Raw genomic sequence first — 23239 nt, 5'->3', positions numbered from 1 at the left:
GCCGTGGTGAAAACATCCATGCCTCTAGGCTAGTGTCCCAGCGTTGGCGCGAGCGTTGGAATGGCTCGGCATGCCTGAAGGGCACGATCCAGCGCCGCCGCGGCGCGCGCGCTGCAGCGGTGCCCGGTCAGCAACCAGCGCAGCTCGCCCAGCAGCGCCGCCGCGCCTGCCGCATCGCCGGCCGCGGCGGCCAGCTGCGCCAGGCAGGCCGTGGCGACCGCCATCTCGGTCAGCCTGCGCACGGCGCGGGCAGCTTCCAGCGCCTCGCTTGCACAGGCGTGGGCCGCGTCCCGCTGGCCCTGTCCGAGCGCGATTGCCGCTGCTGCGTTGAGTGCGTAGGCCAGGTGTGCCTTGTCGTCCATCGCACGCAGCGCCGCGTGCGATGCCGCCAGCACGCCCGCGGCCTCTGCCCGTTCTTGCTCACCATCCGTGCCGGGCCGCAGCGCGGCCAGCGCGCCGAGCGCGCGGGCGAACGGCGCGTCGGCCTCGTCGCATTCGGGTGCCGGCGAGCCATCCGCCGCACCCGGCGTGCGCATGCGCTGGGCGGCCCGCCCGATCTCGGCGCAGCACGCCGTGACGTCATCGAAGCGGCCGAGCTCGAAGGCAATGGTGGCCAGCCAGACCAGGCATTCGTACTCGCGCCAGTGATCCTGGCGCTGCCGGGAGAGCGCAACGGCGCAAGCGACGTGCCCATGCGCGGCTGCCAGGTCACCGTCCACGCGGGCCAGCAGGCCGTGGCCCCACATCAGTTCCGTCACCTGGAGGTCGAGCGTGTCGGCGAGCGGGTCGGCCTCGGCCAGCATGGCGCGCGCGCGCGGCAGGTCGGCTTCCACTTCGAGCAGGCAGCGGGCCGTGTTGGCGAGCTGCTGGCAGCGCGTGGCGGCATCGGCCTTGCGCGTCATGCGCTCGGCCTCCAGCGTGCACTGGCGGGCCCCCCCGGTGTCGTTGCGTTGCTGGTACAGCCACGAGAGGATATGCAGGCCCGCCGCGGCCTCCTCGTGCAGCGACAGGGCCTGCGCGGCGCCGATGGCGTCTTCCAGCGCGCCGCACAGCGCGGGCAGCCGCCGTGCACCGGCTGCCGTGGCGGCCACGGCCCGCAGCTTCAGCAGTCCGATGGCCAGGCGCACGCGGGCGGCGCCCGGCGGCAGCTGTCCGAGCTGCGCGAGGCCGCGTTCGGCCACCGCCGCGGCCTCGTCGTTGGCATACACGCACAGGCAATGCTGGCCCGCCGCCAGGCAGGCCTGCGCGGCCAGCGGCGCATCGCCGGCAAGGCTGGCGTGGTGGGCCAGCTCGCCATGCAGGCGGGGGTCGTCCGCGCAGGCCGCGGCCAGTTGCTGCGCGATCAGGCGATGGATTTCGCGGCGGCGCGGCGGGGAGATGGCGCGGTAGGCTGCCTGGCGCACCACATCGTGGCTAAAGTCGAAATGGCCTTCGCCGGTGGGCTTGAGCAGGCCGCGCCGCTCCAGCTGCGAGAGGCTGTCGAGCATCTGGGCGAGCGGCACACCCGAGATATCCGCCAGCAGCCTTGGCCGCACTTCGCGCCCGAGCGCGGAGGCACGCGTGAGCAGCTCGTGCGCAACGGGATCGAGCGCGTCCAGGCGCTCTGCGATCAGTGTGTCGAGCGTGCGGCGCGGCAGGCGGCCGTCGCCGGCATCGTCGCGCGCCGGCTGGCGCGCGCGGGCGAGCTCGATGACGAACAGCGGATTGCCGCCGCTGTCGCGCGCGACCGCCAGGGGATCCATCGCGGCGCCTGCCGGGCCGAGCAGGGCCGCGACATCGGGCGCTTCCAGCGGTGCCAGCGGCATGCGCAGCAGGCGTGCCTCGCGGGCAAGCGAATGGAGCATGCCCTTGGCCCACGGATTGTCGTCGATCTCGCCCGAGCGCGCGGCGCCGGCAAAGATCATGCGTGCGCCGGGCGCGAGCGTGCGGCACAGGAAGTGCAGCAGGGCCGCGGAGCCCTCGTCGAGCCAGTGCAGGTCATCCAGCGCCAGCGCGAGCGGCTGCGCGGCGGCGAGCGCTTGCAGCAGGCTGGCTGCGGCACCGAACAGCTGCTCGCGGCTGCCTTCGCGGACGGTGCCGGCCATGCTGGCAGGGTTGCCCGCGCCGGTCGCCAGCAGCGGCGCCGCGAGCTGCGCGGCGGCCGGCACATCGTCGGCGCCGATGCCACGCAGGGTATCGAGCCAGAGCCCGTAGGGCCGCACCATCTCGGCCTCGTAGCAGCGGCCGCGGAGCACGCGCAGGCCGGCAGCCGCGGCGCTGGCGGCGAAGTGGTCGAGCAGCCGGGTCTTGCCGAGGCCTGGTTCCCCGAGAAAGAGCAAGAGCGCCTGCCTGTCCGCGCCGCCGGCGACAAGGCGCGCGATGGCCCGGCATTCGGACTGCCGTCCTGTCAAAGGCATTGACTGCGGGTCGGGCTCCGGATCGGGCTGCGGATCGGGCCGTGCAGCGACAGGGGCGTCGGCCAGCCCGGCCAGCTCGGCAGCCTGCGCGTCGGTGCCCGATGCGCCCAGGGCGTGCATTTCGCGGCGCGCATGGTGGATGGCTGCATCGAGCGGTCCGCCGGCCGGCGCTGACAGCTCGCGCCGCAACATGTCGCGCGCATAGGTGTAGTGCTGCTCGGCATCCGGGTAGCGCCCGGCCGCTGCCAGCAGGGCGACCAGCGTGGCGTGCGCGGATTCGGTGAGCGGATCGGCGGCCACCATGGCCCGGCCGTAGGGCAGGGCCAGGGCAGGCGTGGCGTGCAGGCGTGCAACCAGCTCGGCGAGCACGGCCCGGCGCAGGGCGTCGTAGCGCTCGCGCCGCGCCGTGCACCAGTGATAGAAGCGATAGCAGTTGGCCAGGTCCAGGCCGGCGAGGAATTCGCCCTTCAGCAGGGCGGCTGCTTCCTCCAGTGCGGCAAGCGATGTTGTCTGCGGCCCCGCGGCAAGCAGCACGTCGACGCGCGCGATGTCGATCGCCGCACCGTGCGCGGCAAAGGCCACGCGCTCGCGGTCGGCAACCAGCCTGGTGATGCCGCCCGCGCCAGACACGCCCGCCTGGTCCACCAGCGGACGAAGCTTGGTGAGGCTCCAGCGCAAGGCGGCGCGCGGGTCGTCGGGGCCTTCCCAGAGCAAGTCGCACAAGACCTGCCGCGATTGGGCAGTGCCCTCGGCCACCAGGTAGCCAAGCAGGGCGCGGGTGCGCCGGGAGGCGGGCAGTGTCAGCGGGGCGCCCTGGCGGGTCACGCATACATCACCCAGCAGGCGGATTTCCAGGCCGGCGATGGTCTGCGCTGAAGCGAGATCGGTGGCCCTCACGCTGCTGCCTCCTGCCGTGATTCCAACCGTGATTCCAACGATGCCGGCCGATATTGGATGCGGTAGGGCGCGCCAGCGGGCCTGCGGCACCGCGATGCCGCGCCGCACCGGCAGCGCTCCCAGAAAAAGTAGCACACGGGTAGTGCCACCGCCAGCGGCCCGTGGCCGCCCCGCGGTCGCCCCGTCTCCTCCCACCCGCCATCAAGGAGTCCGCCATGGCACTCGACGAAAGCAAGCTGAACGCATTCATGGGCAACTTCGTGCACGATCTCGGCGCCGTGATGCACGCCGCGACCATCGTGGTCGGGGACAAGCTCGGGCTGTACAAGGCGCTGGCCGGCAAGGCGCTGAGCGCGCAGGAGCTGGCGCACGATACCGGCACCGATGCGCGCTACGTGCGCGAGTGGCTGTCGGCCCAGGCCGCCAGCGGCTTCGTGGAATACGATCCGGCCACCGGGCAGTTCCACCTGAGCGAGGAGCAGGCCTTCGCGCTGACCGTGGAAGGCGGGCCGGCCTTCATCCCGGGCGCGTTCGAAATCGCCGTGGCGCAGTTCAAGGCCATTCCCAGGATCATCGAGGCATTCCGCTCCGGCGCCGGCCTCGGCTGGCACGAGCATGACGCCGCGCTGTTCCACGGCACCGAGCGCTTTTTCCGGCCCGGCTACGCCGCGCACCTGGTGACCGACTGGATCCCGGCGCTGGAGGGCGTGGGCGCGCGCCTGGAAGCGGGCGCCAGCGTGGCCGACATCGGCTGCGGGCACGGCGCGTCCACCATCATCCTGGCGCAGGCCTATCCCAACTCCACCTTCCACGGTTTCGATTACCACGAGCCCTCGATCCGCTATGCCGGCGAAGCCGCGCAGCGCGCCGGCGTGGCGGACCGGGTCACGTTCGAGGTGGCCAGCGCCAAGGACTTCCCCGGCAGCGGCTACGACCTGGCGGCGATGTTCGACTGCCTGCACGACATGGGCGACCCCGTGGGCGCCTCGCACCATGTGTGGAACAGCCTCAAGCCCGATGGCACCTGGATGATCGTGGAGCCGTTCGCGCAGGACCGGCTCGAGGAGAACCTCAATCCCGTGGGGCGCATCTTCTATTCGGCGTCCACCTTCATCTGCACGCCGGCTTCGCGCGCGCAGGAAGGCGCGATGTGCCTTGGCGCGCAGGCGGGCGAGCAGCGCATCCGCGAGGTGGTGACGCGCGGCGGCTTCCGGCATTTCCGGCGGGCCACGGAAACGCCGTTCAACCTGATCTACGAGGCGCGCCCCTAGCGCAGGCGAAGCCGTGCGGGCCTTCGGCCGGGTAATTGTTCCCATTGTCTGCCTACCGGCTTTCCATTAGGCTTGTGATCCGCTTTCGGCCCTGCCGGCACGACGGTTTCACCGCCGCCGGCAGCCCCGGTCCCTGGAGATGCCCGATGCCAGCCGTGCAATGCCTGCCGCAGATCTCGTCCCGCATGAATGGCCTGAGCTTCGAGCAATGGCGCCAGGCGATCGACACCAGCTTCCTGCCGCTGGAATATTCGCGCCAGGGCAGCGGACGTTTTCATTGCAGCTTCAGCTATGCGCGCTTCGGCGCCTGCGCGGTGGCGGACCTGGAGGTCGACGCGCATCGCGTGGCGCGCGAGCCGCGCCACGCGGCGGCATCGGATGCCGGCTTCTTCAAGATCTTCTGGCAACTGAACGGGCACAGCCGCGTGGCGCAGCGCGGCAACGAGGCTGCGCTCGGCGCGGGCATGTGGTCGATCTACGATACCGCGCAGCCCTACAGCATCGAAATGGGTGAGCGCAGCCGCGTGCTGGTGTTGCTGGTGCCGCAGGAGCGCGCTTTCGGCTGGCGCGACGCAGCCGCGAGCCTGGGAGGCCAGGCCTTGCCGGGCGAAGGGGCGGCGCGCATCGCGGTATCGGCGCTGGGCGCGCTGCTCCATGACACCTGTGCCGGCCACCTGCTGGATCACCAGGGCCAGACCGTGCTGCAGGATTCGGTGGTATCGCTGATGGAAACCGCGCTGCAGGGCGTGCATGCGGCGGCCCGGCCGGCCGCCGGCGATGCGGCCGGCGCCGCCATGGCGAGCCACCTGGGCGAGGGGCGCCTGCACCGCCTGGCCGAGTTCATCGATGCCCACCTGCATGATCCCGAGCTCTCGGTGCAGCGGCTGGCCTCGGTGCTCAACGTTTCGCGCCGCACGCTGTACAACCTGTTCCGCGAGGCCGGCCTGACGCCCCATGCCTACATCTTGTCGCGCCGGCTGCGACAGGCCGCGCAGCGCCTGTCCGGCGAGGCGGGGCGCAGCATCACCGAGATCGCCTTCGCGCTCGGCTTTGCCGATGCCGCGCATTTCAGCCGCGTGTTCCACGAGCGCTTTGGCATGAGCCCCTCGCAATGGCGGCAGCGGCATGCGGGCGCCGCCCGGCCCGCCCGTGTTGCGCTGCCGCACTGATCCGCGCCATTCCCTGCTTCACGCGCGCTTGCACGCATCGGCAAGCATTGTGCACGGCCAGACAAGCCACGCCCCAAGGCGCGATGCTAACTTCGTTCTCCACAACAAGGCGCAAGCCGACATCCACCGGAGACGAAGATGAATGCACCCAAGGAAGCCCGCAACAACCTGGATCAGGCCATCCGCAATGCCATGCTGATCGACGGCGAATGGCGCCAGGCCGCCTCGGGCGAGACCTTCGCCGTGTTCGATCCCGCCACGGGCGAGGCGATCGCACGCGTGCCGGCGGGTGGCGCGGCAGATATCGATGCCGCCGTGGCCGCCGCCGCGCGTGCCTTTGCGGGCGGCGCCTGGCGCGCCATGGTGCCGGCCCAGCGCGAGCGGCTGCTGCTCAAGCTCGCCGACCTGGTGGAACTGCACGCCGACGAACTGGCGCGGCTGGAGACGCTCAACAACGGCAAGCTGCTGGCCTTCGCCCAAGGGCTGGAGGTGGCAGGCAGCGCGCAATGGCTGCGCTATATGGCGGGGTGGGCCACCAAGATCGAAGGCAGCACGCTCGATATCTCGGTGCCGTTCCCGCCGGGTACGCGCTATAGCGCTTCGACGCGGCGCACGCCGGTGGGCGTGGTGGGCGCCATCGTGCCGTGGAATTTCCCGCTGCTGATGGCGGTGTGGAAGATCGCGCCGGCGCTGGCGTGCGGCTGCACGGTGGTGCTCAAGCCGGCCGAGGAGACGCCGCTGACTGCGCTGCGGCTGGCCGAGCTGGCGCTCGAGGCGGGATTCCCGGCGGGCGTGTTCAATGTGGTCACCGGAGACGGCTCGACCGGCGCGGCGCTGGTCGGGCATCCCGGCGTGAACAAGATCACCTTCACCGGCTCCACCGAGGTAGGCCGCCTGATCGGGGCGCGCTGCGGCCAGGATATCCGCCGTGTATCGCTGGAGCTGGGCGGCAAGAGCCCGGTCATCGTGCTGGACGATTGCGATCCGGCAAACGCCATCGCCGGCGCGGCCGCCGCCATCTTCCTCAACCAGGGGCAGGTGTGCACGGCCGGCTCGCGCCTCTACGTGGCGCGCCGCCACTACGAGCAGGTGGTCGAAGGGCTGGGCAAGGTGGCCAACGCCACGGTGCTGGGCTCCGGGCTCGATCCGGCCAGCCAGATGGGGCCGCTGGTGTCGGCGCGCCAGCGCGACAAGGTCATGGGCCTGATCGGCACGGGGCGCAGCGAAGGCGCGGAGATCATCGCGGGCGGCACCGCGCCGGACCGTCCAGGCTATTTCGTGCGGCCCACGGTGGTGGCCAACGCGGCCTGCAAGGACCTGACGCTGGTGCGCGAAGAAGTGTTCGGGCCGGTCGTGGTGGCCATGCCGTTCGACGATCCGCAGGCTGTCCTGGCCGAGGCCAACCGCTCGGAGTACGGTCTCGGCGCCAGCATCTGGAGCAACGACCTGCGCGCCGTGCAGCGCCTGGTGGACGGGCTCGATGCCGGCACGGTCTGGGTCAACACGCACAACATCGTCGACCCCAATATGCCGTTCGGCGGCTACAAGGCGTCTGGCGTGGGCCGCGAGCATGGCTACTCGGCCATCGAGTCCTATACCGAGCTCAAGTCGGTCTGCATGGCCTACTGAGGGGCGCCGCCGCGCACCCGGCCTTTGCCGGGCGACCGGGCCGACGCCCTGCGGGTAATCCCGGGTATTTAAAAGGTGCGCGGTACGCACATGCTTAGGCCTGCTGCATGCGGCAGCGTGGCGGAGGAGGTCCGCCATGCTGCCGGCCCGCGGCCCCGGCAGCGCCTTTCGCATCCCCCCGAAGAATAAGCAAAAAAGCACAAGAGAGAGGAGACACGATGAGCCACGAATCCATGCGGGTTCTGTCATGCATTCTGTCGCGCGTTCTGCCGCGCGTTCTGTCACGCCATCGGCGCGCCGCGAGCGTGCTGCTGGCGGCTGCCGCGGCCGTGACGATGGCCGCGCCGGCCGCCGCGCAGGGCAAGCCCGCGGCCCGGACGGCCACGCCCGACCATATCCGCGCCGTCACCCGCAGCATCGACGGCGCCTTTATCGAGGCCAACGCAGCCAGGACGCCGGACTGGCCCAGCTATGGCCTGGATTACGCCGAGACCCGCTTCAGCCGGCTCTCCCAGATCAATGCCGACAACGTCAAGGGGCTCGGGCTGGTCTGGTCCTACAACCTCGAATCCACGCGCGGGGTCGAGGCCACGCCGCTGGTGGTGGATGGCATCATGTACGTCACCGCCTCGTGGAGCGTGGTGCATGCGGTCGACACGCGTAGCGGCAAGCGGCTCTGGAGCTTCGATCCCAAGGTCGACCGCTCGCTCGGCTACCGCGGTTGCTGCGATGTGGTCAACCGCGGGGTGGCGCTCTACCAGGGCAAGGTGTTCGTCGCCGCCTATGACGGCCGGCTGATCGCGCTGGACGCGTCGAACGGCCGCAAGGTGTGGGAGAAGGACACCATCATCGACCGCAAGCATTCCTACACCATCACCGGCGCGCCGCGTGTGTTCAAGGGCAAGGTCATCATCGGCAACGGCGGCGCCGAATACGGCGTGCGCGGCTATATCACCGCCTACGATGCCGGCACCGGCGAGCAGAAGTGGCGCTGGTTCACGGTGCCCGGCGACCCGTCGAAGCCGTTCGAGGACGAATCGATGGCGCAGGCCGCCAAGACCTGGGACCCGGCCGGCAAATGGTGGGAGGCTGGCGGCGGCGGCACCGCGTGGGACACGCTGGCCTTCGACCCGGAACTCAATCTCATGTACGTCGGCACCGGCAACGGCTCGCCGTGGTCGCGCAGCAAGCGCAGCCCGTCGGGTGGCGACAACCTGTACCTGGCGTCCATCGTCGCGCTCGATCCGGATACCGGCAAATACGTCTGGCACTACCAGGAAACGCCGGGCGACAACTGGGACTACACCTCCACCCAGCAGATGATCCTGGCCGACCTGAATATCGGCGGGCAGGCGCGCAAGGTCATCCTGCACGCGCCCAAGAACGGCTTCTTCTTCGTCATCGACCGCACCGACGGCAAGTTCATCTCGGCCAGGAACTTCGTCGACGTGAACTGGGCCAGCGGCTACGACCAGAACGGACGCCCGGTCGAGTTGCCGGCCGCGCGCCAGGGCGACAAGCCCTACGACGCCATCCCCGGCCCTTACGGCGCGCACAACTGGCACCCGATGTCGTTCAATCCGCAGACCGGCCTGGTCTACCTGCCGGCGCAGCATGTGCCGCTGAACCTGATGGACGACAAGAACTGGACCTTCAACGGCGGCCAGCCCGGCCAGCCGCACGGCAACGTGGGCTGGAACACGGCCAAGATCCTCAATGCCGAACCGCCCGCCAGCAAGCCCTTCGGCCGCCTGATCGCGTGGGATCCGGTGCAGCAGAAGGCSGTMTGGACCCAGGARCAGGTCTCGCCGTGGAATGGCGGCACGCTCACCACGGCGGGCAACCTGGTGTTCCAGGGCACGGCGGACGGGCGCTTCATCGCCTACGACGCCACCAGCGGCGCGAAGCTGTGGGAGTCGCCCACCGGCACCGGCGTGATCGCGGCGCCGGTCAGCTATATGGTGGACGGCAAGCAGTACGTGTCCGTCGCGGTGGGCTGGGGCGGCGTGTACGGCCAGGCGCAGCGCGCCACGGACCGCCAGGGGCCGGGCACGGTGTACACCTTCGCGATAGGCGGCAAGGCGCCGCTGCCGGCCTTTGCGCAGTACCGCGCGGACCAGTTGCTGTCGGGCGTGAAGTACGATCACGCCAGTGTCGCCGCCGGCACCGCGCTCTACGTCAGCAACTGCGTGCTGTGCCACGGCGTGCCGGGGGTGGACCGCGGCGGCAATATTCCCAACCTGGGCTATATGAACACCGCCTATATTCAAAATCTGGACAAATTCGTCTTCAAGGGGCCCGCCATGGCGCGCGGCATGCCGGATTTCACCGGCAAGCTGAGCATGGAGGACGTCGAGAAGATCAAGGCGTTCATCCAGGGCACCGCCGACGCGATCCGGCCCAAATGAGACGCTGCGCGACCCCTGGCGGAATGCGGCAACGGCGGCAAGGGATCCGATCAACGAACGCAGGGCGGGCACATGGTTGGTGACGGGGCGCGCGGCGCGCAGGGCGGCAAGCGGGTGTGCGGGCTCGCCCGGCCACGCGCGGGGCAGCACCGGTGCCCTCGGCCCCTGCATCGCCTGTGCTGCCTGGCTGCTGCCATGCTCGCCGCGGGTTCGGGAGGCGCCTTTGCCGACGACACGCTGCCCGACGTGGTGGTCAGCGCCAGCCGCGCCGAGCAGAAGCGCTTCGACGCGCCGGCCGCGATCGACAGCGTGCCGGTCGATCCCATGGCCGCCCCCAGCCCGCTGGTCAACCTCTCGGAGTTGCTGACCGGCGTGCCGGGCGTGGCGGCACGCGAGCGCCAGAACTATTCGCAGGATCTGCAACTGGCCGTGCGCGGCTTCGGCAGCCGCTCCACCTTCGGCGTGCGCGGCGTGCGGCTGTTCGTCGACGGCATTCCCGCCACCATGCCGGACSGCCAGGGGCAGGCTTCCACCTTCGATCTCAACAACGCCAGCCGCATCGAGGTGCTGCGCGGCCCCTTCGCGCAGATGTACGGCAATGCATCGGGCGGCGTGGTGCAGGTCTTCACGCCCGATCCGCCCAAGGCACCGATGGCGCGCGCCTCCACCGGCTTCGGCTCGGACGGGCAGTGGACGACCGGCGTCACCGTGGGCGGCGGCAACGACAAGATCGGCGCCGTGCTCGACGCCTGGACCTTCGAGACCGACGGCTACCGCGACCACAGCGCGGCGCGGCGCCGCCAGCTCAACGCCAAGGTAGTGGCCGAACCGGTGGACGGCACCCGGCTCACCGCGCTGCTCAATATCTTCGACCAGCCGCAGGCGCAGGACCCCCTGGGCCTCACGCGCGCGCAGGCCGATGCCAACCCGCGCCAGTCGGTGCCGCTGTCCACGCAGTTCAACACCGGCAAGACCGTCAGGCAGACCCAGGGCGGGCTGGTGTGGGAGCAGCGCCTGGGCGAGCGCGACCGCCTCGAAGCCCGCGCCTACGGCGGCACGCGCGCGCTGACCCAGTACCTGGGCTTCAGCGGCGCCGCCCCGACTTCGGCCGGAGGCATCGTCGACATCGACCGCAGCTTTGGCGGGGCCGCGCTGTCCTGGCACCATGACACCACCTTCGCCGGCCTGCCGCTGACATGGAGCGCCGGCGCCGAGGCCGACGGCATGCACGACGCGCGCACCGGCTACGTCAACCAGAACGGCGTGCAGGGCGCGCTGCGCCGCAATGAGACCGACACCGCCAGCAGCTACGGCGCCTACGCGCAGTTCGACTGGACCTGGCATCCCGCATGGCGGCTGGTGGGCGGTGTGCGCGCCAGCCGGGTCAGGCTTGGCATCGACGATCATTTCATCACCCCCGCCAGTCCCGACGACAGCGGCACCAACACGTACAACAACGTCAGCCCGGTGCTCGGGGTGGTCTGGCAAGCGCTCGACTCCGTCAACGTCTACGCCAACCTGGGCCGTGGCTTCGAAACCCCGACGCTGACCGAGGTGGCCTACGGCCCCAATGGCGCCGGCACCAACCTGGGCTTGAGCCCGTCCACCAGCCGGCAGGGCGAAATAGGCGTCAAGTGGCAGGGCACGAACCAGCGCGTCGAAGCCGCCCTGTTCGGCGCCGCGAGCCACGACGAGATCGTGCCGCTGTCCAACGACAACGGCCGCAGCGTGTTCCAGAACGTCAACGGCGTGCGCAGGCGCGGCTTCGAGCTGGGCTGGCACGGCAGCTTCGGGCCAGCCCAGCGCTTCGGCACCGGGCTGGCCTACACCTGGCTCGATGCCTATTTCGGCGACGCCTTCCTCAACGCCCAGGGCCAGACCGTGGCCGCCGGCAACCGGCTGCCCGGCACCGCGCGCCACAGCCTGAACCTCGAGGCCACCTACCGCCCCGTGGCCGGCCTCACGCTGGGCGCGGAAATGCACGTGGAAGGGCGCGTCTTTGCCGACGACCTCAACACCCAGGCCGCGCCCGGCTACGCCAGCTTCAACCTGCGCGCCGGCTACGCCTTCCGCATGGGCCGCACGCGCTGGTTTGCGTTCGGCCGCATCGACAACATCACCGACCGGCACTACATCGGCTCGGTGATCGTCAACGAAAGCAACGGCCGCTATTTCGAGCCGGCGCCGGGGCGGCGCTTCTTCCTGGGGCTGAGGGCGGAGATCTGAGGCGGGGCTTCGACGCTCGCCGGGCGAGGCCGGTGCGCGAGGGCGGGGCGGTCTGGCAGGACCTGCCGCGCAGGCTACACTACAGCGATACCCGGCCCGGCCATCCAGATGCGAGACACGACCTCCGGCACAACTGCCACCCCCGCCACACCCGCCACGCCCGCCACGCCGCCCGCGCCCGACGACCGCACACGCAGGATCATGCTGTGGGTGGTGGCGGTGGGCTTCTTCATGCAGACGCTGGATTCCACCATCGTCAACACCGCCTTGCCGTCGATGGCGAAAAGCCTGGGCGAGAGTCCGCTGCGCATGCAGTCGGTGRTSATCGCCTAYTCGCTGACSATGGCSGTGATCATYCCSGCMTCSGGCTGGCTGGCCGAYCGCTTCGGCACSCGCACSATYTTCCAGACCGCCATCGGCCTGTTCGTGGCGGGGTCGCTGGCCTGCGCGTATTCCGGCACGCTGAGCATGCTGGTGGCATCGCGCGTGCTGCAGGGGGTGGGCGGGGCGATGCTGTTGCCGGTGGGGCGGCTGGCGGTGCTGCGCACGTTCCCGCGCGACCAGTACCTGCAGGCGCTCAGCTTCGTGGCCATCCCGGGCATGGTCGGGCCGCTGATCGGGCCGACGCTGGGCGGCTGGCTGACCCAGACTTTCTCCTGGCACTGGATCTTCCTGATCAACGTGCCGGTGGGCCTGCTGGGCGGGCTGGCCACCATGCGCTACATGCCCAATGCCCGCCTGCACGGCGTGGCGCGCTTCGATATGAGCGGCTACCTGCTGCTGGCGATCGCCATGCTGACGCTGTCGTTCTCGCTGGACGGCCTGGCGGAGCTGGGCTTCGAGCATGCCACGGTGCTGATGCTGCTGATTGCCAGCATGGCTTCGCTGACCGCCTATGTGCTGCATGCCACGCGCCACCGCCGTCCCTTGTTCGGGTTGCGGCTGTTCCGCATCCATACCTTCAGCGTGGGGCTGCTGGGCAACCTGTTCGCGCGCATCGGCAACGGCGCCATGCCGTTCCTGATCCCGCTGACCCTGCAGGTCAGCCTGGCCTATTCGCCGTTCGAGGCGGGCCTGATGATGCTGCCGATCACGGCGGCGGGCATGGCGTCCAAGCGCCTTGCCACGGGACTGATCGAGCGCCACGGCTATCGCAAGGTGCTGGTCACCAACACGTTCGTGGTGGGGCTGGCGATGGCCTCGTTCGCGCTGATCTCGCCGAGCCAGCCGCTGGCGCTGCTGCTGGTGCAACTGGCCGTGTTCGGCGCGGTCAATTCGATCCAGTTCACCGCGATGAATACCGTCACGCTCAAGGACCTCGGCACGGCCGGGGCCAGCGGCGGCAACAGCCTGCTGTCGATGGTGCAGATGCTGTCGATGAGCCTGGCTGTCACATCGGCCGGCGCCCTGCTGGCGACCTTCCAGGGCGCGTTCAGCGAACACGGCGCGACATCCGCGCTGCCGGCCTTTCACGCCACCTTCATCTGCGTGGGGCTGATCACCTCGGCCTCGGCTTGGATCTTCCTGCAGTTGTCGCCCGATGTCACCCGCGCGGCGGGCAAGAAGATGGCGGACGCGGGGGAGATGTAGCCACTGCCGGCGGCTACTCCCGCGCCTTCGGCGCGTGCCCGCGTGCCCGCGCGGCGGCGCGCTCGCGCAGGTCCTGCACGAAGGCCTCGGCGGCGTGGTCGAGGTTGCGCCCGCCCTGGCGCAGCAGGCCGACAGGCTCTTCGCTGCCATGGCCGGAGATGGGCAGCAAGGCCAGCTCGGCGCTTTCCAGCCCCTGTCGCATGGCGCAGCGCGGCGCCAGCCAGACCGCGTCGGACTTCAGCGCGATCAGCTGGCCCAGGTAGGCATCCGAGGTTTCCAGCACGCCCGGCGGCAACACGAAGCCGTGCCGCGCCAGCATGCTCTCCGCGCTATGGCGCGGCACCGAGCCCTGCGCCGGCACCACCAGCGGGAAGCGCATGACGTCCGCCAGTGTCGGCGTGCCGGCTTGCGGCCCGGCCAGCGCATGCTGGCGGCGCACCGCCAGCAGCAACGGCTCGGCGTCCAGCATCTCGAACCACAAGCCCTCCATCACCGCCGGATTGTCCATGCGGCCGATCACGATATCGAGCAGGTCGGCCTTCAGGCTATCGATCAGCGCGCGGTTCATGCCGGTCTGCACGGCCAGGCTGACTTCGGGGTGGCTGTCGCGAAACGCCAGCACTGCCTCTTGCAGCAGGTCGGGCACCACGCTGGGCAGGGCGCCGATGCGGATGCGACGGGCGCCCCTCTCCGACTCGCCATCGATGCTGCCGGCGGCTTCGTCGAGGTCCTCCAGCACGCGCAAGGCGTGGCGCAGGAAGCGCTGGCCGGATTCGGTCAGTTCCGTGCCGGAGCGCTTGCGTACCAGCAGGCGCGTGCCCAGCAGGGCCTCCAGTTCGGTCAGCGTCTTGGAGATGGCCGGCTGGCTCAGGCCCAGCTGTTCGCCGGCGCGGCCGAGGTGCTGGGTCTGCGCCACCGCCACGAAGGAATGCAGGTGACGCAGCCGCACCCGGCTGCGGAAGGCATTTTGCATATCGAAAAGTTATGAATCTGGTCGAAAAACTCAATTTACAGCAGATAAGTCTGCAAATAAAGTAATGCAAATTCATCCATAAGGAGACGTGCATCATGGCCGACTCGCCCCCCAAGCTCCCGCCAGGCCTGGCCCAGTACCGCCGCCATTACTGGGACACCCAGCCCGCGTACCGCTTCGACCCCTACGGCTCCACCCGTCTGCGCTCGCCGCAGCAGCCGTTGATCGCGCTGCCGCAGACCCTGTCCGAGGTGACCGGTCCGCGGTTCGGCGCCGAGTTCGTGCGCGCCGGCGACAGCGACCTCACCACCGGCCAGGGCCGCGGCGAGGCCATCGGCGAGCGCATCCTGGTCAGCGGGCGCGTGCTCGACGAGAACGGCCGGCCGGTGCCGAATGCGCTGATCGAGGTCTGGCAGGCCAACGCCGCCGGCCGCTATGTGCACAAGCGCGACCAGCACGACGCGCCGCTGGACCCCAATTTCATCGGCGAAGGCCGGGCGGTGACCGACGCCCACGGCCGCTATCAGTTCAAGACCATCAAGCCCGGCGCCTATCCCTGGCGCAACCACCACAACGCCTGGCGGCCGCAGCATATCCATTTCTCGCTGTTCGGCAACGCCTACGCCACGCGGCTGGTCACGCAGATGTACTTTCCGGGCGATCCCTTGCTCGCCTTCGACCCCATCTTCAATTGCGTGCCGGACGCCAAGGCGCGCGAGCGCCTGGTATGCGCGCTGGACTGGGAAACCACGGTGCCCGAGTACGCGCTTGGCTACCGCTTTGATATCGTGCTGCGCGGCCGCGATGCCACGCCGATGGAGTAAGCCATGCTGTACGCGACCACATCCCAGACCGTCGGTCCCTACCTGCATATCGGCCTGTCGGCGCTCGACGCCGGCGACCTGACCGCCGAGGCGCCGTCCCTGGACGGCGAGCGCATCGTCATCGAGGGCCGCATCGTCGACGGCGGGGGCGAGCCCGTGTCCGATGGCATGGTGGAGATCTGGCAGGCCAGCCCGGCCGGCCACTACCGCCACCCCGACGACCAGCGCGAAGGCGCGCAATCCAGCCTGGTGCCCGGCTTTACCGGCTTCGGCCGCCTGCCGACCCAGGCCGACGGCAGCTTCCGCTTCGTCACCGTCAAGCCGGGCGCCGTGCCCGGCCCCGACGGCCAGCCGCAGGCCCCCCATATCGTGGTGTCGCTGTTCATGCGCGGCCTGCTCAAGCACCTGACCACGCGTCTATACTTTCCCGACGAAACGCAGGCCAATGCGCGCGACTGGGTCCTGTCGCAGGTGCCGGCGGAGCGCCGCCAGACCCTGGTGGCGCAGCCGGCGGGCCCGGGCAAGCTGCAGTGGCAGGTGATACTGCAAGGCCAGGGCGAAACGGTGTTCTTCGATATCTGAGCCGGCGCGGCCCCGTTCCCGCCAAGTCTCGCCGCACGCCGGCGCCGGCCCGCTCCGCGGCCCGGCGCCGGCGTGCGTTTCTTTTCCGTGCGAACCTGAACCGATGCCTACTTCTTCCCGACTGACCGACCCCATGTTCGGCAGCGCCGATACGCTGGCCGCATTCTCCGATGCCGGCACGGTGCAGGGCATGCTCGATTTCGAAGCGGCGCTGGCGCTTGCCGAGGCCAGTTGCGGGGTGATCCCGCAGGACGCCGCCGCAGTGATCGCTGCCGCTTGCCGGGCCGGGGAAATCGATTTCGACAAGCTGGCCGATGCCGCCGTCGCGGGCGGCAACCTTGCCATTCCCCTGGTCAAGCAGCTTACGGCCCGCGTGGCCGCACGCGACGAACGGGCCGCGCGCTACGTGCACTGGGGCGCGACCAGCCAGGACGCCATCGATACCGGCATGGTGCTGCAGTTGCGCCGTGCGCTGCAGGCCATCGGCACCGATCTCGAAGCGCTCTGCGAGGCGTGCGCCACGCTCGCGCGGCAGCACCGCAACACGCCGATGGTGGGTCGTACCTGGCTGCAGCACGCGCTGCCCACCACCTTCGGCCTCAAGGCCGCCGGCTGGCTGGACGCCCTGCAGCGCAACCTGCAACGTCTCGGCGCCGCGCGCGAGCAAGTCGCCGTGCTGCAATTCGGCGGCGCCGCCGGCACGCTGGCCAGCCTCGGCAACGCCGCGCCCGCGGTGATTGCCGGACTCGGCCGCGAGCTGGATCTCGCCGTGCCCGCCGTGCCCTGGCATGGCCACCGCGACCGCCTGGCCGACGTGGCCGCCACGCTCGGCATGCTCACCGGCACGCTCGGCAAGATCGCGCGCGACATTGCGCTGCTGATGCAGACCGAAGTGGCTGAAGTCGCCGAGCCCTCCGCCCCGGGCCGCGGTGGTTCCAGCACCATGCCGCACAAGCGCAACCCGGTTGGCTGCGCCGCCGTGCTGACCGCCGCCGTGCGCGTGCCGCCGCTGGTGGCGAGCATGCTCGCCGGCATGGTGCAGGAACACGAGCGCGCCCTCGGCGGCTGGCAGGCCGAATGGGACACCCTCCCGCAGATTGTCACGCTCAGCGCCGGCGCCCTGCGCCAGATGCTGGAGGTGGCAAGCGGCCTGCAGGTCGATGCGCCGCGCATGCGCGCCAACCTCGACATGACCCACGGACTGATTCTCGCCGAAGCCGCCATGCTGGAGCTGGGCGGGCGGATCGGCCGGCTGCAGGCGCACCACCTCGTCGAAGGCGCCTGCAAGCGGGCGGTGGCCGAAGGCACCACGCTGCGTGCAGCGCTGGCGGCGGTGCTGGCCGAAGATCCCGCCCACGCCGGCCTGATGGATGCCGCCGCGCTGGACCGGGTATGCGATCCGGCCAACTATTTCGGGCAGGCAGAGGGATTCGTCGACGGCGCGCTGGCGGCATGGCGCGCACGCGAGGGCTGACGAGCCCGTAGCCATGTCACCGCGAGCCATGCCAACGGAGCCCGTCGACAGGCATCGAGCCTGAACGCCGGAATCCAGGCAACAAGACCAACCAAGACAGACCCAAGACAGATCCAAGACAGATTTCGCCCCTGGAGACTAAATTGCCCCACCTCAATCATGCCGGCGCCTCCCTGTTCTACACCCTGGAAGGCCCCGAATCCGCCCCGGTCCTGATCTTCTCCAACTCCCTCGGCACCGACCACACCATGTGGGCGCCGCAGGCCGAAGCGCTCGGCAAGCAGTTCCGCGTCCTGCGCTACGACACCCGCGGCCACGGGCAATCATCGCTGCCGCCGGGACCGGCCACGGTGGCCGAGCTGGGCAGCGACGTGCTGGCCCTGATGGATGCGCTCGGCATCCGCAAGGCCGCGTTCTGCGGCCTGTCCATGGGCGGCCTGACCGGCATGTGGCTCGGCGTGAATGCGCCCCAGCGCTTCACGCATATCGCGCTCGCCAATACCGCGCCCAAGATCGGCACGGGCGAGGCATGGAACACCCGCATCGACGGGGTGCTGCGCGACGGCATGGCGCCGCTGGTGGACGCATCGCTGCAGCGCTGGTTCACGCCGGGGTTTGTCGCTGCCGCCGGCGGCAAGCTCGATGGCCTGCGTGCCGTGCTGGGCGGCCTCGATGCGCGCGGCTACGCCGCCAACTGCGCCGCCGTGCGCGACGCCGACCTGCGCGAAGCGGTCAGGACCATCCCGGTGCCCGTGCTGGTGATCGCCGGCAGCGCCGATCCGTCCACCACCGCGGCCGAAGGCCGCGCGCTCGCCGATGCCATTCCCGGCGCGCAGTACGTCGAGCTCGAAGCCGCGCACCTGTCCAGCTTCGAACAGACCGCGCGCTTCAACGACGCGCTGGCGCGTTTCCTGTCCGGCGAAGCGAAGCCGTCCAACGACAGCGAACGCTATGCCGCCGGCCTCGCCGTGCGCCGCGCCGTGCTCGGCAGCACCCACGTGGACCGCTCGCTGGCCCGGCTCACGCCGCTCAACGACGAATTCCAGAACCTCATCACGCGCTATGCCTGGGGCGAGATCTGGACCCGCGAAGGCCTGCCGCGCCATACGCGCAGCCTGCTCACCATCGCCATGATGGTGGCGCTCAACCGCAATGAAGAACTCAAGCTGCATCTGCGCGCGGCGGCGAACAACAAGGTAAGCCGCGAGGAGATCAAGGAAGTGCTGCTGCAGACGGCCATCTATTGCGGCGTGCCGGCGGCCAACTCGGCGTTCCATATGGCCGAGGAGGTGTTTGCGGCGGTGGATGCGGAGACGCGTGGGGAGTGAATCGACAAGGCTGATGGCAGAACCGTTGGCTGCCGCCAGTTAGCTCGCCCCATCGCGCCGGGATGGCTGGTGAAGAACCGCCCCGGCTTCCCGCTCCAGCGGATATTGCACGGATTGCGCCTTGCGCTGGCCTCAGTGGCAGTCCGGCGCGGCGGCCATGACGTTCCTTGCCGACGGTGCGGGAGCACGGTCCTTGCGAATGGCCCGGAAGCTGGCGAGCAGCAGCAGGCCGATCAGCGCCAGCACCGCGCCGAAACCGAAGTCTGCCGGAATGCCGCGGCCGTCCACGATACTGCCGCCCACGGACGAGCCCACCGCGATGGCAACCTGGATGATGCCGACGAACAGCGCCGAGCCTGCCTCTGGCAGGTCGGCGGTCGAGCGCTGGATCCATACGCTGAGGCATAGCGGAATCGCGCCGAACGCGATACCCCACGCCAGCACGACCGCCACCACCGCGGGCGTCGCATGCCGCAGCGCGGGCATCAGCAGCAGCGAGACCATCAGCATCACGATCATGGTCGCGAGTGACGCACCGAGGTTTCGCGCGACCGTGGTCGAGACGGCAAAATTGGCGAGAAAGCCGATGATGCCGAAGCCAAGCAGCACCCAGGTAATACCCTGCGCGCTGAAGTCGGCATATTCCTGGAGGAACGGGGCGATAAAGGTATAGGACGAGAAGTGGGCGCCGAACACGAAGGCGACCATGATCAGGCTCGTGCGCGAATGCGTGCGCCGCAGGAGCGCGAACAGATCGGCCAGGCGCAAGGCGGCTTTCGAGGGCAGCGATGGCACCAGCATCGCCTGGGCTGCCAGGGCCACGGCCACCAGTACGCCGGTCGCCATGAACGATGCGCGCCAGGACGCAAGATTTGCGATAAAGGTGCCCAGCGGTACCCCGATCACGGTGGCGAAGGTCACGCCAGCCAGGATCATCGCGGTGGCTCTCGGTGCTTCATGGGGCTGTACCAGCCTGCCTGCCGCGGCCAGCGCGAGCGTCCAGAAGCCGCCCAGGCTCGCGCCCAGCAGGGCGCGCCCGATCAGCATGACCGCGAAGCTGGGCGCAAACGCCGAGATCAGGTTCGATGCCAGCAAAAGCACCGAAAGCGCGAGCAGGATGTGGCGCCGGTCGATACGCCCGGCGCCCAGCATCATGCCGGGCGCGGAGATGGCGGCCAGTACGCCGGGAATCGTCACCATGAGTCCCGCGGTGCCCGGCGTCACGCCGAATTCCGCGGCGACCTGCGGCAATAGCCCGACCGGCAGGAACTCCGTCGTCACGAACGCAAACGCGCCGACGGTTACCGATCCGACTGCCAGCCATGCCCGCGAGGGCGAGTGAATGCCGGGATCTTTCATTGGGTCACCCGCCGGGTGACTGCCTTCCATCATCATGAGTCTGCTCGTCTGCTACGGATCTGAGGGGGCGTGCCCCGAAAGACCGGCAACATACCATCGATGTGCGCGTTGCGCTGGCGGCCCGCAAATAGCGCCCTAATCCCAGGTCTTCGTGAGGGTCTTCATCGAATTGACATAGATGGCCAGCGACACCGCCGCCCAGCTGTGGACCTGCGTTCCTGCCGGGGATCCGGAGTTCGCGGTGCGCGATGGCCAGGGATGCCGAGGGATCCTCAAGCCGTTTCCGCTACCCTGATCTCCGCCAGCAGCTTCTTCAGTTCCGGCACGCAGGATCCGCAGTTGCCGCCGGCCTTCACGCACGTGGTGATTTCCGCCGGGGTCTTGAGGTCGTGCTTGCGCACCGCGTCGCAGATCGTGTTGCGGCCCACGCCGAAGCACGAGCACACCGTAGGGCCGGCATCCGCGCCTTTCTCCATGGGCTGGCCCAGCAGCAGTCCGATGCGGTCGGCGTCTTCGAGATGGTCCTTGCCGAACAGCGTGGAGAGCCATGCGCGCGAGGGCAGCTCGGGCCGGGTGGAGATGTAGATGCAGGTCTGCAGGCGGTCGTCGACCACGTGGCCGGCGTGGTAGATGCCGGCGGTGCGGTCTTCGTACTCGATCCAGTCGGCATCGGGGTCGGTGATGCCGAGCAGGGCGCGGGCCCAGGCGGCACGGTCTGCGATGTTTTCGCGGCCGGCGAATTCGTAGCGCTGGAACTGGCGGCCCTGCACGCGCGTCCAGTAGGTGAGGGTGTCGGCCGGCAGTGCTTCGCGGCTGAGCACGAAGCCGTGCCACGACACGCGGAATTCCTCCACGCGCACCGGGGTGTGCTTGAACTCGGGCTCGCCGGAGACGGGGTCGACCACGGGGTTGACGAGGGCGCCGACGCGCGCGTCCGAGCTGAACTGATTGTTCCAGTGGATCGGCACGAACACGCTGCCGCGCGGGATGCCGCCGCTGTGTTGCACGCGCGCGACCATGGCGCCCCAGCGGGTGGAGACCCGGGCGAGCTTGCCTTCGCCCACGCCGCACAGCAATGCGTCCTGCGGATGCATGTCGACGAAAGGCTCGGCGATGTGGTCGGCCAGCTTGGGCGATTTGCCGGTGCGCGTCATGGTATGCCACTGGTCGCGCACGCGGCCGGTATTGAGCACCAGCGGGAAATCGTCGTCGGTGGCGTGGACCGGCGCACGCGGTGCCGTGGCGACGAAGCGCGCGCGCCCGTCAGGATGGGCGAAGCGGCCGTCGGCGAACAGACGGGCCGTGCCGGAGGGGCCTTGCAGGCCCTGCGAGGCGGCCGTCACCGGCCATTGCACGGGGGCGAGCGCATCGAACTGCTGGCGGCCCATGCCGGCCAGGCCAGCGATGTTGAAGGCGCGATGGGCGAGCGTGGCGTCTTCGGCAGCGCCGCTGCCGGTGTTGCGGTAGGCGCTCAGGCGGGCATGCTCGTCGAAGATCTCGTGCGGCCCGGCGTAGTGGAACCCGTCGAAGCCCATGCGCGTGGCCACCTCGCACAGGATGCGCCAGTCGGCGCGGGCTTCGCCCGGTGCGGGCAGGAAGGCCCGCTGGCGCGAGATGCGGCGCTCGGAGCTGGTGACGGTGCCGTCCTTCTCGCCCCAGCCCAGCGCGGGCAGGAGCACCTGCGCGGCGTCGTTGGTGTCGGTGCGCAGCATGATGTCGGAGCTGACCACCAGCTCGCATGCGGCCAGCGCGCGGCGGGCCTGGTCGGCGTCCGGCAGGCTCACCACCGGGTTGGTGGCGATGACCCACACGGCCTTGACGCGGCCTTGCTCGATGGCTTCGAACAGCTCCACCGCCTTGAGGCCGGGCTTGTCCGCGATGGCGGGCGAGCCCCAGAACGACTGCACGATCTCGCGATGCTGCGGGTTGGCCAGTTCCATGTGCGCGGCCAGCATATTGGCCAGGCCGCCGACTTCGCGCCCGCCCATGGCGTTGGGCTGGCCGGTCAGGGAGAACGGCCCCATGCCGGGCCGGCCCAGGCGGCCGGTGACCAGGTGGCAGTTGATGATGCTGTTGACCTTGTCGGTGCCGGCCGATGACTGGTTGACGCCTTGCGAGAAGGCGGTGACCACCTTGGGCGTGGCGGCGAACATTTCGTAGAACGCGCGCAGCGCTTCGGGGTCGAGCTTGCAGGCCCTGGCGACCTTGGCCAGGTCGGTGCAGTCCGGGCCAGCCGCGGCGAGCGCATCGTCCAGCCCGCTGGTGTGCCCGGCGATGAATGCCGCATCCGCGGCGCCGTGCTGCGCCAGGTAGTGCAGCAGGCCGTTGAACAGCCAGACATCGGTGCCGGGCTTGATGGGCAGGTGCAGGTCGGCCAGCTCGCAGGTGGCGGTGCGGCGCGGGTCGATCACCACCAGCTTCATGCCGGGGCGCGCTTCCCTGGCCCTGGACAGACGCTGGAACAGGATGGGATGGCACCATGCGGTGTTGGAGCCGACCAGCACGACGAGGTCGGCCAGTTCCAGGTCTTCGTAGTTGCCCGGCACCAGGTCTTCGCCGAAGGCGCGCTTGTGCCCGGCCACGGCAGACGACATGCACAGGCGCGAGTTGGTGTCGATATTGGCGCTGCCGATGAACCCTTTCATCAGCTTGTTGGCGATGTAGTAGTCCTCGGTCAGCAACTGGCCGGAGACATAGAGGGCCACGGCGTCCGGGCCGTGCTCGGCGATGATGTCCTTGAAGCCTTGCGCCACCTTGTCCAGGGCGTGATCCCACGATACCTGCGTCAGCGCGCCGTCGGCGCCGCGCACCTGCGGATGCAGCAGGCGGCCTTCGAGCCCGGTGGTTTCGGCCAGGGCGGAGCCCTTGACGCACAGGCGGCCCTGGTTGGAGCCGTGGCTGGCGTCGCCGGCCACTTCGACGCTGCCGTCGTCATGGCGCGTGGCACGCACGCCGCAGCCCACGCCGCAATAGGGGCAGGTGGTATCGGTGACGACGGACGAAGCGCCGGCCGGCGGCGCGGCCGGGGAACCGGTGGAAAGGATGACGGGGATATCGGACAGGTTCACGGTGGCGCGCTCGTTGCTAACGGTAAATCGGATGCCAGGGGGAGC

Annotated in this window: 14 protein-coding genes; 10 read left to right on the top strand and 4 right to left on the bottom strand. The window is 69.8% G+C overall.

All coding sequences use genetic code 11. The annotated features are described in order from the left end of the window. Positions 1-29: 29 nt before the first annotated feature. Positions 30-3293, bottom strand: coding sequence for an ATP-binding protein (locus AC1DK4_RS00590; RefSeq protein ID WP_441614980.1), 3264 nt, complete (start codon positions 3291-3293; stop codon positions 30-32). Between the two features lie 215 nt (positions 3294-3508). Between AC1DK4_RS00590 and AC1DK4_RS00585 the strand changes: the two genes are divergently transcribed. The 6 genes from AC1DK4_RS00585 to mdtD all read left to right on the top strand — a co-directional run bounded on the left by AC1DK4_RS00585 (position 3509) and on the right by mdtD (position 13586). Beyond that, a complete protein-coding gene (locus AC1DK4_RS00585; protein WP_441614978.1) occupies positions 3509-4564 on the top strand; it encodes a class I SAM-dependent methyltransferase in 1056 nt (351 codons plus the stop codon). A gap of 146 nt (positions 4565-4710) precedes the next feature. Continuing rightward, the gene (locus AC1DK4_RS00580; RefSeq protein WP_441614976.1) at positions 4711-5733 is read left to right on the top strand and encodes a helix-turn-helix domain-containing protein; all 1023 of its coding nucleotides are present in this window, start codon (positions 4711-4713) and stop codon (positions 5731-5733) included. Between the two features lie 138 nt (positions 5734-5871). Next, positions 5872-7362 carry a phenylacetaldehyde dehydrogenase StyD gene (styD, locus tag AC1DK4_RS00575; protein ID WP_441614974.1) on the top strand — a complete coding sequence of 497 codons (1491 nt, stop codon included), beginning with the start codon at positions 5872-5874 and terminating at the stop codon, positions 7360-7362. A 218-nt stretch (positions 7363-7580) separates the two neighbouring features. After that, a complete protein-coding gene (locus AC1DK4_RS00570; RefSeq protein WP_441614972.1) occupies positions 7581-9770 on the top strand; it encodes a PQQ-dependent dehydrogenase, methanol/ethanol family in 2190 nt (729 codons plus the stop codon). 195 nt (positions 9771-9965) lie between these two features. Then, the gene (locus tag AC1DK4_RS00565; protein WP_477131358.1) at positions 9966-11996 is read left to right on the top strand and encodes a TonB-dependent receptor family protein; all 2031 of its coding nucleotides are present in this window, start codon (positions 9966-9968) and stop codon (positions 11994-11996) included. A 108-nt stretch (positions 11997-12104) separates the two neighbouring features. Further along, positions 12105-13586 carry a multidrug transporter subunit MdtD gene (gene mdtD / locus AC1DK4_RS00560; RefSeq protein WP_477131357.1) on the top strand — a complete coding sequence of 494 codons (1482 nt, stop codon included), beginning with the start codon at positions 12105-12107 and terminating at the stop codon, positions 13584-13586. A gap of 13 nt (positions 13587-13599) precedes the next feature. On the opposite strand, the gene AC1DK4_RS00555 is transcribed toward mdtD, so the two are convergent. Continuing rightward, complete coding sequence (locus tag AC1DK4_RS00555) at positions 13600-14559, bottom strand: LysR substrate-binding domain-containing protein (RefSeq protein ID WP_441614967.1); 960 nt, start codon at positions 14557-14559, stop codon at positions 13600-13602. Between the two features lie 95 nt (positions 14560-14654). Here AC1DK4_RS00555 and pcaH point away from each other — a divergent pair, with 95 nt between their 5' ends. The 4 genes from pcaH to pcaDC all read left to right on the top strand — a co-directional run bounded on the left by pcaH (position 14655) and on the right by pcaDC (position 18767). Beyond that, entirely contained in the window at positions 14655-15383 is a 729-nt protein-coding gene (gene pcaH, locus AC1DK4_RS00550; RefSeq protein WP_441614965.1) for a protocatechuate 3,4-dioxygenase subunit beta, read from the top strand. Between the two features lie 3 nt (positions 15384-15386). Further along, a complete protein-coding gene (pcaG, locus tag AC1DK4_RS00545) occupies positions 15387-15965 on the top strand; it encodes a protocatechuate 3,4-dioxygenase subunit alpha (protein WP_441614963.1) in 579 nt (192 codons plus the stop codon). A gap of 103 nt (positions 15966-16068) precedes the next feature. Further along, the gene (locus tag AC1DK4_RS00540; RefSeq protein WP_441614961.1) at positions 16069-17439 is read left to right on the top strand and encodes a 3-carboxy-cis,cis-muconate cycloisomerase; all 1371 of its coding nucleotides are present in this window, start codon (positions 16069-16071) and stop codon (positions 17437-17439) included. Between the two features lie 143 nt (positions 17440-17582). Further along, complete coding sequence (pcaDC, locus tag AC1DK4_RS00535) at positions 17583-18767, top strand: bifunctional 3-oxoadipate enol-lactonase/4-carboxymuconolactone decarboxylase PcaDC (RefSeq protein ID WP_441614959.1); 1185 nt, start codon at positions 17583-17585, stop codon at positions 18765-18767. A 132-nt stretch (positions 18768-18899) separates the two neighbouring features. On the opposite strand, the gene AC1DK4_RS00530 is transcribed toward pcaDC, so the two are convergent. Both AC1DK4_RS00530 and AC1DK4_RS00525 read right to left on the bottom strand, forming a co-directional pair. After that, positions 18900-20126, bottom strand: coding sequence for an MFS transporter (locus tag AC1DK4_RS00530; RefSeq protein WP_441614957.1), 1227 nt, complete (start codon positions 20124-20126; stop codon positions 18900-18902). A gap of 272 nt (positions 20127-20398) precedes the next feature. Then, positions 20399-23194 carry a molybdopterin-dependent oxidoreductase gene (locus AC1DK4_RS00525; protein ID WP_441614955.1) on the bottom strand — a complete coding sequence of 932 codons (2796 nt, stop codon included), beginning with the start codon at positions 23192-23194 and terminating at the stop codon, positions 20399-20401. Positions 23195-23239: the final 45 nt, after the last annotated feature.

This window comes from Cupriavidus sp. 05N38 (assembly GCF_056397345.1).
The sequence above is the reverse complement of the archived record's forward strand: the minus strand, read 5'-3'. Positions and strand labels throughout refer to the sequence as shown.